The sequence below is a fragment of the Acetobacter sp. DmW_043 genome, from assembly GCF_002153485.1.
GTDB classification, from domain to species: domain Bacteria; phylum Pseudomonadota; class Alphaproteobacteria; order Acetobacterales; family Acetobacteraceae; genus Acetobacter; species Acetobacter thailandicus.
In genome coordinates, this window is the sequence record NZ_JOMN01000068.1 from 1 (window position 1) to 12,584 (window position 12,584).

At 53.9% G+C, this 12,584-nt stretch carries 12 protein-coding genes and 1 pseudogene; 10 read left to right on the plus strand and 3 right to left on the minus strand.

The features are described from left to right. Positions 1–125 (plus strand): annotated as a pseudogene (locus tag HK11_RS12510) (IS5/IS1182 family transposase); the annotation flags it as partial. 13 nt (positions 126–138) lie between these two features. On the opposite strand, the gene HK11_RS11580 reads toward HK11_RS12510, so the two are convergent. From HK11_RS11580 to HK11_RS11590, 3 genes are read right to left on the minus strand one after another with little or no spacing between them, the layout of a single operon-like run. Further along, positions 139–1,512, minus strand: a complete 1,374-nt coding sequence (locus HK11_RS11580) for an amidase (RefSeq protein ID WP_086555484.1) — start codon at positions 1,510–1,512, stop codon at positions 139–141. 3 nt (positions 1,513–1,515) lie between these two features. Next, complete coding sequence (xth, locus tag HK11_RS11585) at positions 1,516–2,298, minus strand: exodeoxyribonuclease III (RefSeq protein ID WP_086555485.1); 783 nt, start codon at positions 2,296–2,298, stop codon at positions 1,516–1,518. After that, on the minus strand, positions 2,295–2,666 hold the full coding sequence (locus tag HK11_RS11590) for an iron-sulfur cluster assembly accessory protein (protein ID WP_086555486.1): 372 nt from the start codon (positions 2,664–2,666) through the stop codon (positions 2,295–2,297). Before HK11_RS11590 ends, xth begins: the two co-directional genes overlap by 4 nt. Positions 2,667–2,817: 151 nt before the next feature. On the opposite strand from HK11_RS11590, the gene HK11_RS11595 reads away from it, so the two are divergent. The 9 genes from HK11_RS11595 (at position 2,818) to HK11_RS11635 (ending at position 12,433) form a co-directional block, all read left to right on the plus strand. Then, the gene (locus HK11_RS11595; protein ID WP_086555494.1) at positions 2,818–4,005 is read left to right on the plus strand and encodes a deoxyguanosinetriphosphate triphosphohydrolase; all 1,188 of its coding nucleotides are present in this window, start codon (positions 2,818–2,820) and stop codon (positions 4,003–4,005) included. Between the two features lie 42 nt (positions 4,006–4,047). Further along, the gene (argS, locus tag HK11_RS11600) at positions 4,048–5,835 is read left to right on the plus strand and encodes an arginine--tRNA ligase (RefSeq protein ID WP_086555487.1); all 1,788 of its coding nucleotides are present in this window, start codon (positions 4,048–4,050) and stop codon (positions 5,833–5,835) included. Continuing rightward, positions 5,835–6,830 carry an SPOR domain-containing protein gene (locus HK11_RS11605; protein ID WP_086555488.1) on the plus strand — a complete coding sequence of 332 codons (996 nt, stop codon included), beginning with the start codon at positions 5,835–5,837 and terminating at the stop codon, positions 6,828–6,830. The genes argS and HK11_RS11605 overlap by 1 nt, the downstream gene beginning before the upstream one ends. 30 nt (positions 6,831–6,860) lie before the next feature. Beyond that, positions 6,861–7,757 carry a ScpA family protein gene (locus HK11_RS11610; protein ID WP_086555489.1) on the plus strand — a complete coding sequence of 299 codons (897 nt, stop codon included), beginning with the start codon at positions 6,861–6,863 and terminating at the stop codon, positions 7,755–7,757. Then, the gene (scpB, locus tag HK11_RS11615) at positions 7,744–8,388 is read left to right on the plus strand and encodes an SMC-Scp complex subunit ScpB (protein ID WP_086555495.1); all 645 of its coding nucleotides are present in this window, start codon (positions 7,744–7,746) and stop codon (positions 8,386–8,388) included. Before HK11_RS11610 ends, scpB begins: the two co-directional genes overlap by 14 nt. Before the next feature lie 58 nt (positions 8,389–8,446). Then, a complete protein-coding gene (tatB, locus tag HK11_RS11620) occupies positions 8,447–9,091 on the plus strand; it encodes a Sec-independent protein translocase protein TatB (RefSeq protein WP_086555490.1) in 645 nt (214 codons plus the stop codon). Next, positions 9,088–9,894: a twin-arginine translocase subunit TatC gene (tatC, locus tag HK11_RS11625; RefSeq protein WP_086555491.1), complete on the plus strand. Its 807-nt coding sequence runs from the start codon at positions 9,088–9,090 to the stop codon at positions 9,892–9,894. Before tatB ends, tatC begins: the two co-directional genes overlap by 4 nt. A gap of 35 nt (positions 9,895–9,929) precedes the next feature. Continuing rightward, on the plus strand, positions 9,930–11,201 hold the full coding sequence (gene serS / locus HK11_RS11630; RefSeq protein ID WP_086555492.1) for a serine--tRNA ligase: 1,272 nt from the start codon (positions 9,930–9,932) through the stop codon (positions 11,199–11,201). 71 nt (positions 11,202–11,272) lie between these two features. After that, complete coding sequence (locus HK11_RS11635; RefSeq protein WP_086555493.1) at positions 11,273–12,433, plus strand: SMP-30/gluconolactonase/LRE family protein; 1,161 nt, start codon at positions 11,273–11,275, stop codon at positions 12,431–12,433. The last annotated feature ends 151 nt before the right edge of the window (positions 12,434–12,584 follow it).

Genomic DNA, 12,584 nt, shown 5'->3' on the forward strand with positions numbered 1-12,584 from the left:
TCGAAAACATGTTCGCAAAGCTCAAAGACTGGCGACGGGTGGCAACACGATATGATCGCTGCGCTCATACCTTCATGTCCGCAATCCATATCGCTGCAAGCTTCATCTTCTATCTTAAAGAATGAGTCCTGAGCCTGGTTATTGTTTTCCGAGCCTTAAAGCCTCTTCAAGCCACGCCGCAACATGAAACAGGTGAGAGTCTTTGTGGCCTGTTTGCATGGCCATAAGGCCTGCAGGGGCAGCGCCGGCTGCGTGGCAGGGCAGGCTGATAGCACAGCCATTGATAAAGTTGGCAACAGTCGGGTTTCGCAGCAGCAGCAGGTTAGTACGTGTCAGCAGTGTTTCATCTGCCACGAGGTCAGCAATATGTGGTGCAATAACCGGCACTGTTGGCATGATAAGTGCATCATAGGGGGCTATGACCTGCGCTGCCCTGTTAATAAGTGCCTGCCGTTCGTGTTGCAGTGTCAGGTAATCAACCGCACTTTGTTCTTTGCCGCGTAAAATGCGTCTGAGCACAAAGGGATCATAAGCTTCTGATTTATGCTCCAGCAGCGGGGCATGCCATGCGAGGGATTCAGGTGCAGGAAAGCCCCCGAGCCGGTTAATCTGCGGTAAATTTTCAAGCTCGCTAAAGCATACATCTTCCAGAATGGCACCAGATTTCTCCAGCTGCTTCAGTGCGGCATGCCACGTGCTGGCAACAGTGTCATCCATACCGTCCAGCACATAGCTTTGTAGTACACCCAGGCGTGGCCGGCTGGTTTTGCGGGCTTCAGGTCGTGCGCTCCAGTCAACAGGCAGGCCTGCAAGCGCACGGTCCGCAGCCCAGCAGCATGATACGGTACGGCCCAGGCTGCCAACAGAATCAAGAGTTGAGGAAAGCGGGACAGTTCCTCTGGTTGAAATGCGGCTGGCCGTCGGTTTATATCCGGTAAGCCCCGTCAGCGCTGCGGGAATACGGCATGACCCCCCGGTGTCACTGCCTATACCCACAAAAGCCATACCATCAGAGACAGAAACTGCCGCTCCGGAAGATGAGCCGCCCGGAATACGCCTGTTTGCTCTGTCCCACGGGTTTGCCGGGGTGCCGGTATGCGGGTTCATGCCAACGCCGGAGAAAGCAAACTCCGTCATTGTTGTCCGTCCGATAGAAATAAGGCCAGCCTGACGGGCCAGAGCAATGGCAGGCGCATCCTGCTGTGCCGGCGGGGCATCACTGAGTACGACAGAGCCGGCTCTGGTGATGCTGCCTGCTTCGTCAAACAGATCTTTTACGGACATCAGCAGTCCGGCAAGCGGGGGGAGTGGCTCACCGGCCCTGCGTCGGGTATCCGTCAGGTCAGCCTGTTTTCGTGCACTGTCAGCGTGTACGACGCTAAAAGTCTGACTGCCTTCTCCTTCTTTGTCATGAATGCGTGCCAGAGCCAGTTCTGTCAGGTGTCGGCTGCTGACCTTGCCCTGAGCCAGAGCGCATGCTGCGGCAAACAAAGAAGGAAAAGTATCAGTCATAAATTATCCCTCAGTTTTGTCGCGCAGGGTGACAAGAAGCGGCACGTGGTCTGAAGGTCGCTCCATAGCGCGCTCGTCTTTGTCAGGGAATACGCTGACAAGGCGTTCAGCGACCCTGGGTGAAAGCAGGGCGTGGTCAATGCGTATGCCGCTGTTTCGCTGCCATGCTCCGGCCTGATAATCCCAGAAAGTGTAGAGTGTCTCTGTCGGGTGCAGTGCGCGCAGAGCATCTGTCAGCCCCAGCCAGATCAGACGGCGGAAGGCTGCACGTGTCTGTGGCCGGACCAGAGCATCATCGGGTGCGAGGGCTCCGGGCGCACAGTCGCCTGCTGCGGGGCAGACATTATAATCTCCGGCAAAGATAAAATCAGTTTCTTCGCGCAGATAGTGCTCAGCCCGCGCTGTCAGTGCTTCAAAAAAGGCCAGCTTGGTGGCGTATCCTTCTTCTCCGCCTGAATTGCCATTGGGCAGATAGAGGTTGCCAAAGGCCAGCCCCTGCGTGCGTATTTCAACATAGCGGGCTGCCGGGTTATCAAAGCCGGGCAGGTGGTCAGTGACAATTTCTGTCCTGTCACCTTTAACCAGTGTGGCTACACCGTTATAGGATTTCTGCCCGACCACGGCAGAGGCATAGCCGCGTTCTTTAAAGAAAACAGCCGGAAACGCTGCCGTTTCACATTTGATTTCCTGCATCATCAGCACATCAGGGTCGTGTCGCTCCAGCCAGTCTGCAATCAGGTTCTGGCGCAGGCGAACGGAATTTACATTCCAGGTGGCGAATTTCATGCGAGAGAAAAGCTTGTGCCACAACCGCAGGATGAGGCTGCATTGGGATTGTTAACTGTAAAATGTGCGCCCATCAGCTTGTCAGAAAAATCAAGCTGAGCACCTTCAAGTAACTCAAGGCTGGCAGGGTCAACCACAACCAGCACGTCATTTTTCTCAAAGTGCGTATCATCTTCAGCGATCTCTGCCTGGGTAATCAGGCCAAAGCGATACTGAAAGCCGTTGCAGCCGCCTGCATCAACAGAAACGCGCAGAGCGGCCGGCAGGGGAGTATTCTGCCCCGCGGCAGACTGCCTGCGGCTGGCAAGAACAGAGGCAATGCGCTTGGCAGCAGCATCGGAGACGGAGAAGGGCTGTGGCTGGGTCATGCTGTTATAAATAGCGTTCCGGTAAAGGTGTTTGAAGAGGAAAATGCAGAGAAGTTGGTGAAATTTTGAACAATGCCCTATTATGCCTGTTTATAACCGCCTTCTGGCTCTTCTGTCAGCGGGCTTTGCAGCAGGTCGGGCAGGAGAAAGAATGTCGTTACAGGAACATCTCGCAACATGTGCGCCTTATGCCGTGCAGAGAGGGGAGGGGCGTGGTCGCAGGCAGTACGATGAGGCTGAGTCACTTACGCGTTCTCCCTGGCAGCGTGACAGGGACCGGGTGGTACATTCTTCAGGCTTCAGGCGGTTACAGTATAAAACTCAGGTCTTTGTTAATCATGTCGGTGATTTTTTTCGTACCAGGCTGACGCACTCTCTCGAGGTGGCACAGGTTGCCCGCTCTATGGCGCGTGCTTTACACCTTGATGAAGATCTGACCGAAGCGGTGGCTCTGGCGCATGACCTTGGGCATACTCCTTTTGGCCATGCGGGAGAGGATGCCCTGGCCGAGCTGATGTATAACTGGGAAGGGTTCGATCATAATACGCAGGCACTGCGTCAGGTTACGCTGCTTGAGCGGCGCTACCTCACGTTTAACGGTCTGAACCTGACATGGGAGACGATAGAAGGGCTGGCCAAACATAACGGGCCGGTTAAAAAGCCAGGTCCATGGCTGCGTGAGTTTGATGCGGCATGGCCGCTTGGCCTTACCGGCTTTGCGTCAGCTGAAGCGCAGGTTGCCGCCCTGGCCGATGATATTGCCTATCATGGTCACGACCTTGATGATGGTGTGAAGTCGGGCCTGCTGACACTTGATGATCTTACTGATGTGCCTCTGGTCGGGGGTATTCTGGCTGAAGTGCGCAGGATTGCGGCTGATTATACTGATGTGCCACAAAAAGCGCAGCGTATCCGCCATGAGGTTGTGCGCAGGGTAATCAATGCTCTGGTGACAGACGTGCTGGTGACATCGCGGAGAAACCTCCAGGACCTCGCCCCCCAAAGAGTTGAGGATATTCGTGCAGCCTCGCAGCCTGTTATTGCTTTCAGCCCCGAAATGTGGGCAGCAAATAAAGGAATTCGAAAATTCCTCTTTGCCCGGCTTTACAGGCACTGGCGGGTTAACCGCATGGGGTATAAAGCCAGAAAGGTTACCTCTGGTCTGTTTACTGTGCTGACGGAGTCGCCTGATCTGCTGCCTGATGTCTGGCGTGAGAGAGCCCCTTCTGGCAATGATATGGCTTTGCGTCGTACAGTGGCCGATTATGTGGCGTCTATGACCGACCGTTTTGCTATTGATGAGTATCGCCGCTTGACGGACTTGTCAGTAACAGGTTGAAACCCCGGCGTTGTATCGTTTTGTATTAGGATTTTTACGCGTATGTCAGAGTGTTTGTTCCAGCATTATCGTCACCAGGTTCTTGCCGCAGTGCATACACTGTTGCCTGACGTGCCCGAAGAAACACTCGCCCGTATTGAGGTCACTCCAACGCGTGACCCTTCACACGGCGACATGGCGACAAATGCGGCCCTTTTGCTGGCAAAAACTGCACGCCGCAAGCCTGCTGATATTGCAGGTGAACTCGCAGCTCTGCTTGAAAAAACCGAAGGGGTAGCCAGTGCGGCTTCGGCTGGTCCTGGTTTTGTTAACCTCACACTTAAGCCCGATACACTGCGTCATATTCTGCCGGTTATCCTTAAAGCGGGTGAGGCATATGGTGATGCTCAGACCGGTAACGGGGTAAAGGTTAATGTTGAGTACGTTTCAGCAAACCCTACCGGGCCAATGCATGTCGGGCATTGCCGTGGCGCTGTTGTGGGCGATGTTACAGCCAGCCTGCTGGCAAAAACCGGTTTTGATGTAACCCGCGAATTTTATATTAATGATGCCGGCACTCAGGTCAGGGCTCTGGCCTGGGCAGCTTACTGGCGTTATCTTCAGGCGCTGGGCACAAAGCTGACGGAAGACGAGTTTGCGGCTCTGACACCTAATGGTCTTCAGTATAAAGGGGATTACCTCATTCCTGTGGGTGAGGATCTGGTCGGGCAATATGGTCGCACTCTGGCGGGTGATGACGCGGCCCCTCTGCCTGAGAGTGAATGGCTCGGTACCGTTCGCAACTTCACTGTAGCTCATATGCTGGTGGCGATTAAAGAAGACATGCACGCCCTGGGTGTGAAGCATGATGTCTTTACGTCAGAGGCGCAGGTGCTGCGTGACGGGGCTGTTGATGCTGCCATTACTCACCTTGAAAAAGAAGGCCTGCTTTACGAGGGTGTGCTTGAGCCTCCTAAAGGTAAGCTTCCTGATGACTGGGAGGAACGCGAGCAGCTTCTTTTCCGTGCGACTGACTTTGGTGATGACGTTGACCGTCCTCTGAAAAAATCTGACGGTACCAATACCTATTTTGCGAATGATATTGGCTATCATGCTGATAAGGTTGCACGTGGTGCCCAGGTGATGATTGATATCTGGGGTGCTGATCACGGTGGTTATGTTAAGCGTATGAAAGCCGCAGTGAAAGCTGTAACCGGAGGCAGCACACCGCTTGAGGTTGTGCTGTGTCAGATCGTTCATATTCTGAGAAATGGTGAGCCTGTCAGAATGTCCAAACGGGCAGGCACATTTGTCACGCTGCGTGACCTGATTGACGAAGTCGGTAAGGACGTTGTGCGCTTTACTATGCTGACCCGCAAGAGCGATGCGCAGATGGAGTTTGATCTTGATCATGTTGTGGCAAAGCAGCGTGATAACCCGGTTTTTTATGTGCAGTATGCTCATGCCCGGTGTCGTTCTGTTTTGCGTGCCGCGACTGAAGAGGGCAGCTATGGCGTAACTGATGCTGAAGTTTTAGCTGCAGTGCCGCTGGATACGCTGAGTGCCGATGTTGAAATGGCTCTTATCCGCCGCCTGGCTGAGTGGCCGCGTCTTGTTGAAGCCGCCGCTCAGGCCAGAGAGCCGCATCGTGTTGCTTTTTATCTGACGGATCTTGCCGGTGATTTTCACTCTTTGTGGAACCACGGGCGTGACGATGCAGCTTTACGCTTTTTGCAGCCTGAAGCGCCTGAGGCAACCCGTGCCCGCCTGGCTCTTGTTGCTGCTGTGGCAACGGTTATTCGTTCAGGTCTGGCTGTAATGGGTGTCGAACCAGTAGAGGAAATGCGCTGATGTCTGACGACCAGAGTCAGAACGAAGAACAATACCAGGAAAATCGCAGATCTGCTGACTATGCGCGTGAGCGTATGGGGGGGCATCAGCCGCCGCCTCGTAAGGCAGGCGGGTCTGCTTTTCGGGTTCTGACTAATGCGCTGAACAGCGATGCAAGCACCCGCTGGCTTGTTTATGGTACAGCAGGCCTGGGTGGTCTTCTGCTGGTAAGTATCGGCGGGTGGGCTTTGCTGGGGCACCATCAGGGGGGGATTCCCGTTATTGGTCCGCCATCTGTCGCAATGCGCACAAAACCGGTTGATCCGGGTGGTATGCAGCTTGATAATATGATTGTGCCTGAGGCTGATGATGGGCAGGCCCACCTGACGCCCGGGCCCGAAAAGCCCAACCCTGGCGGGCTTGCTGAGCAATACGGGCAAAGTGCAGAAAAACAGGATACGACTGCTGGCAGTGCAGGTGCATCGTCTGATGTTGCCGGAGCAGCAGCCAGCACAGAGCAGAGCCAGACTCCTCCTGCCGCCCCTGACACTTCTGCTGTTGCCCAAAATGACGATAAAGCTGCGGCTGGTGTGATGCAGCCTGCAGATAGTCAGGATCCGGTGATTCAGTCTGATGCTCTGCCTGCGCCTGAAACTCCTGAGGCTCCGGTGGATGATAAAACACCGCCTCAGGCACCGATCGAACCGGTAAAAAAAGCACCTGAGAAAAAGGTGGTCACAGCAACGCAGCCTGTTGCACCCGCTTCATCCGGCGGGAAATATCAGGTGCAGCTTGCGGCTTTGCAATCACCGGAGCAGGCTATGAAAGAGTGGACAAGGCTGCAGACGCGCTACTCTGACCTTTTTGGCTCACGTAAACCGTCAGTCGAAAAAATACAGCGTGATAATGCAATTTTCTATCGTCTGCGTGTGACAGGTTTTGCGTCTTCAGCTGATACACGTGCGTTTTGTAGTGCTGTGCGTGAACGTGGGCTGGCCTGCACACAGGTTCACTAACGTCATGCTAAGGCTGGTGTAGTCTGCACAATGACAGATAAAAAATCTGATAGTGCAGACCAGCACCAGCCGCTGGCTCTGCCTTCCTCAACCGCAGCGGAGACGGAGCAGCAGGATGCCGCTTTGTTGCATCCTCCTGTGTTGCGGCTTGAGGGGTATGAAGGCCCCCTTGACCTCCTTCTTGAACTCGCTCGTGCACAAAAAGTCGATTTAAGTCGTATCTCAGTGCTTCAGGTTGTCGAGCAATATCTGATCGTTGTTGAAAAGGTACGTCATATTCGCCTTGAACTGGCTGCTGACTGGCTGGTGATGACGGCCTGGCTGACCTGGCTGAAGTCGCGCCTGCTTTTGCCGCCGGAGAGCGAGCAGGCAGCGGAGGGAGAAGAGGCAGCTGAATTATTACAGGCACGCCTGAGAGAGCTTGCCTGTATGAATCAGCTGGCTCAGTGGCTTGAAGCGCGACCTCACACCGGGCGCGATGTATGGGAGCGCGGTACGGCAGAAGATCTGACCGAAATAGACCGCTCGGGTCTGGTGCTTGATATCCCTCAGCTTATGCGTGCTTATATGAGCGCCATGCGGCGCACGGTAGCAAAGCGTCCTTATGCTCCTCCCAGGCCTTCTTTCTGGACTGTGAAAGAGGCTCTGACGCGGCTGACACGCCTGCTGGGTGAGGCCCCGCCTGGCTGGCGTAGCCTTGAAATGTTTTTGCCTCAGGCACTGACAGGTGCTGTCACGCGCCGTGAAGAATTACATCGCAACCGTGCAGCAAAAGCCAGTATTCTGATCGCAGGTCTTGAGCTGGCTAAAACAGGGAACCTTGAGTTGCGGCAGGATGAAATGTTTGGTCAGATTTTAGTGCGTGCCAGTCAGAGTGCGGGCAGCCCCGTTCAGCCGGTTACCCGGAGTGCTGATGATGATCTCTAAAGTTCAGGATGTGCCCTCATTGCCTGAGGAAGCCATACGTCTTGCAGAAGCGCTGATTTTTGCTGAAACAGAGCCGGTCAGGTTGTCGAGAGTATCTGAACTGCTTGCTGTACGTCAGCTTGTGCCAGAGAAGGTGGAGGACGCAGCAGCATTTAGCCTCTCTGTTCTGAAAAATCTGTCTGCCCGTTATGAGGGGCGGGGGGTGCAGCTTGTCGAAATTGCCGGAGGCTGGCAGTTTCGCACTGCGCCTGACCTTGCTCATGTCCTGACACGGGTTATGGAGCGTCCGCGGCGGTTGCCTCGTGCGGTGATGGAGACACTGGCAATTATTGCCTATCACCAGCCCTGCACACGTGTTGATGTAGAAGAGATACGCGGTGTAACGCTCGGGCAGAATGTGATGAATACGCTTATTGAGGCGTCGCTGATTTCACCACGCGGGCGTAAGGAAATTCCTGGCAGGCCTGTTTTATGGGGTACCACACCTGACTTTTTGCGTTATTTTGGTTTGCGTGCGTTATCGGATCTTCCGGCTCGCGAAGAACTTTTAAGAGACGTCCCACCGTTGCTTTCAGCTGCATCAGCAGCAGAAAGTGAGGATGATGGTGAGGCTGTATCTGTGCCGGAGTAAAAAAGAGTGATGAAGTGTAAAGCTGGTACAGGGCTGTGTTATCGTCAGGATGTGACTGATGTTTGACTTTGCATGGTCTGAAATTCTTCTGATCGGGCTGGTGGCTTTAATCGTTATTGGCCCCAAAGATCTGCCGGTTGCAGCAAAAAGTCTTGCAAAAGTTCTGAAAAAAATTCGTGGCGTAGCAGGCGAATTTCAGTCTCATGTTGATGAAATGGTGCGCGAGGCTGATCTGTCAGAAGTGCGCGATCATGTACGTGACCTGCGTAGTATGGATGTACGGGGCCGTATTATGAAAGCCATTGATTCTGATGGCAGTATGGCGCGTACGCTTGCGCCCCCTCCGGCACTTAATGCACCACCTGCCGGCCCCAGAGCACTGGACAGACTGCCGGGCCCGGGTATTCTGCCGCCTTTATCTCAGGCTGAAGTGCCACATGTCAGCGCGCCTGTTTTCTCGGGTGCGGCCGACAGTCATGAGCAGTTATATCAGAATGCGGAGATTGAAGCCGGTGTAACAGATGCTCCTGCCGAGCTGCCGCCTGCTGTTGTCAGACGTATTCTGTGTGACCAGGCGCAGTATCATCCTCCTGCTATTTTGCCGCCGGTCAGGGTGGTGCATGGGCATCGTCGGGTTGCTCCCGGCGTTGTTAACCAGGCATTACCTGAAGGGCACCACGACACGCCGGATATATCGTTATGACTGAGCACGAGCCTATGAGTGAGAACCCTATTAACGATCAGCCTATGCCGTTGCTTGATCATCTGATTGAGTTACGTAAGCGCCTGCTCTGGTCGATCGGGGCGTTTCTCATATGTTTTGGTATATGCTATCATTTTGCAGGTGATATTTACCTGTTTCTGGCGCGCCCTCTGGGGGAGATTATGCGCCAGAAAGGCGAGCAGCCCCATCTGATTTATACGGCGTTATACGAAGCCTTTTTCACTTACATCCGGGTTGCTTTTTTTGGCGCGGCTTTTCTCTCATTCCCTGTTGTAGCAATGCAGGCCTGGATCTTTATTGCACCTGGTCTCTACAGGTCAGAGAAAAGAGCGTTTGCTCCCTTTCTCGTTGCAACACCTGTCCTGTTTCTGCTCGGGGCAGGGCTGGCTTATTACTTTATTTTTCCTGTCGCCTGGCGGTTTTTTCTGTCGTTTCAGTCTCCGGCCGGAGACGGGAATGTGCAGATTGAGCTTCAGGCTAAAGTGTCAGAATATCTTTCTCTGGTCATGAAGCTGATTATGGCATTTGGTGTTTCGTTCGAACTGCCTGTTGTGCTGACTCTGCTGGCGCGCGTTGGTATTGTGACATCTGATATGCTGCGTCGTTATCGTCGTTATGCGATCGTGGGTGCGTTTGTCGCCGGTGCTATTTTCATGCCACCCGATATCATTACACAGACGGGGCTGGCTGTTCCGCTCATCCTGCTTTACGAAGTCTCTATTGTGTCTGCCCGGCTTGTTGAGCCTAAACGGGTTAAGACAGAAGAGGCTGAAGCAGAGTAATCGTTGTTTTAATAAACAGAAATTTTGGTGCCCTTATGCATGATATTCGCGCCCTTCGCGCAGACCCCGCCGCATTTGATGCTGACCTTGCCCGCCGTGGCCTGGCGCCTGTCGCTGATAAACTGCTGGTATGGGACGAAGAACGCCGACAGGCACAAACTGCCCTGCAGGAAAAGCAGGCCCGCCGTAAAGCGCTGGCGCGTGAAATTGGCCCGCTGAAAGGCAGAGGTGAAGATACCTCGGCGCTGGAGGCTGAGGCCGTTGGTCTGCGTGCTGAGATGGAAGCTTTTGAAGAGAAAATTGCTTTTCTTGATGGTGAGAGCTCAGGTGTACTGGCTTCTCTGCCAAACCGCCTTGATGCTGATGTACCTGAAGGACCGGATGAAAGCGCTAATGTCGTGCAGCATGAGTGGGGTACACGACCGGCATTTTCTTTCGCTCCGCGTCAGCACTTTGAACTGGGTGAAGCACTCGGGCAGATGGATTTTGGCACAGCAGCTAAGCTGTCAGGTGCCCGTTTTGTTGTGCTGAAAGGGGCTCTGGCTCGTCTGTCACGGGCACTGGGGCAGTTTATGCTCGATCTGCACGTGCAGGAGCATGATTACACCGAAACACTGGTGCCTGTGCTGGTTAATGATGCCGCGATGTATGGCACAGATAAGCTGCCTAAATTTGCTGATCAGTCGTTTCGTACAGAAGATGGTCGCTGGCTGGTGCCAACAGCTGAGGTGCCGCTGACAGCGTCAGTCAGTGGTGACATTCTGGCAGCGGGCAGCCTTCCGCTGCGTATGACAGCGCTGACACAGTGTTTTCGTAGTGAGGCAGGCTCTGCCGGGCGTGATGTGCGTGGTATGCTGCGCCAGCATCAGTTTGAAAAGGTTGAAATGGTGTCTGTCACCACACCTGAAGAGAGCAGCGCTGAACATGAACGGATGACACGCTGCGCCGAAACAGTGCTTGAAAAGCTGAAAATACCTTATCGGCGTGTGCTGCTTTGCGCGGGCGACACAGGTTTTGGTGCGGTAAAAACCTTCGATCTGGAAGCCTGGTTGCCAGGGCAGGACGCCTGGCGCGAGATTTCTTCATGTTCAAACACGCGTGACTTCCAGGCGCGGCGTATGAATGCCCGTTTCCGTCCGCAGGGCGGAGGCTCGCCGGTTTTTGTGCATACACTGAACGGATCCGGCCTTGCTGTTGGTCGTACTCTGATTGCAGTGATGGAAAATTATCAGCAGGAAGATGGCTCGGTTGTGGTGCCTGAGGTTCTGCGTCCCTATATGGGAGGTATAGAGCGCATTACAGCCTGATACGTTTGCCTCAGCCCGTTTATGGCTATAGCGGGCAGAGAAACGACATGACCGTGCAGGAGATAAGATAAATGAAAACGCCTTTTTTAAAAATGCGAAAGAAAGCTTTTCTCTCCTGCTGTGGCAGTGCGCTGATTGTCGCGCTGGCATATACCGGTGCAGCCGCTGCAGCGGATAGCGTCGATCATGCTTCTGCACCAACAGAGAATGTTACGGTTGCTGATCGCTTTGAAAAAGCGCAGCCATCGGGCATAGCGCGCCTGCCAGACGGGCGTATTATACTGTCATTTCCTGAGAGTGCGCAGTGGCACCCTGGTCCCGTCCTGGCAGTGTGGAGCCCGGGCAAACTCACGCCTTTCCCTGGTGCGCTGGCACAGCATGACATGATATCCCCGCTGGGTATGACGGTTGATGCAAAGGGGCAGCTCTGGGTGGTGGATGAAGGTGTCAGAGCCGGCCATAAAGTTAAACCGCAGCCTGCGTTGCTGCATATAGATCCTGTTGCAGGTAAGATCGTCAGATCATACCCTTTTACAAAGCCCGCTGTTTCGTCTGACAGTCATGTGAATGATGTGCGTGTTGATCTGACACACGGTAAAGCAGGTACAGCATTTGTGTCCGATACATCAGAGAAGACCCATCCTGCTCTGATCGCTGTTGACCTTGCCAGTGGTAAAATGCGTCGTATTCTTGAAGGGTCTGTGTCAGTGCGTCCTGTACCAGGGCTGGTGATGCAGGTTGATCATGAGCTGAGGCGTTATGACCCCAATCATCCGGTTATGGGGCAGGGTGGTGTCGATGGCCTTGCTCTGAGTGCTGATTCTTCAAGGCTTTACTGGTCTCCTTTATCGTCGCGACGGCTTTATAGTGCCCCGACAGCAGAGCTGGCAGACTTTCACCTTTCTGAGGAAGTCCTGAAGTCAGCCGTCACAGATGAAGGTGAGGTCGGCATAATGGATGGTATGGCGACAGCGCCTGATGGCAGTTTATATCTGACAGATATTGAGCGTCATGCTGTGGTGCGTCGTGCTCCCGATGGTGAGCTGAGCATTGTTGCCCAGGACCCGCGCCTTATTGCCCCTGACAGCATAGCGCTTGATGGTGACAGTCTTTTGCTGACGGTAGGACAGTGGTCACGTCTGCCGGTTTTTAATGCCGGAAAAGATAAGCAGGAGCGCCCTTATCTTCTGATGCGCATTGCACCGTTACAAACAGCTGATAAGGCACCATAACGACATTATTATAGAAAAAGACAGGTTATCCTAAGGCTTTCATCATCATAAATTTGATCGTTGTGCGGTGTCTTCGCACCTTTGTTATCTTAGGCTCAGGACTCATTCTTTGAGATAGAAGATGAAGCTTGCAGCGATATGGATTGCGGAC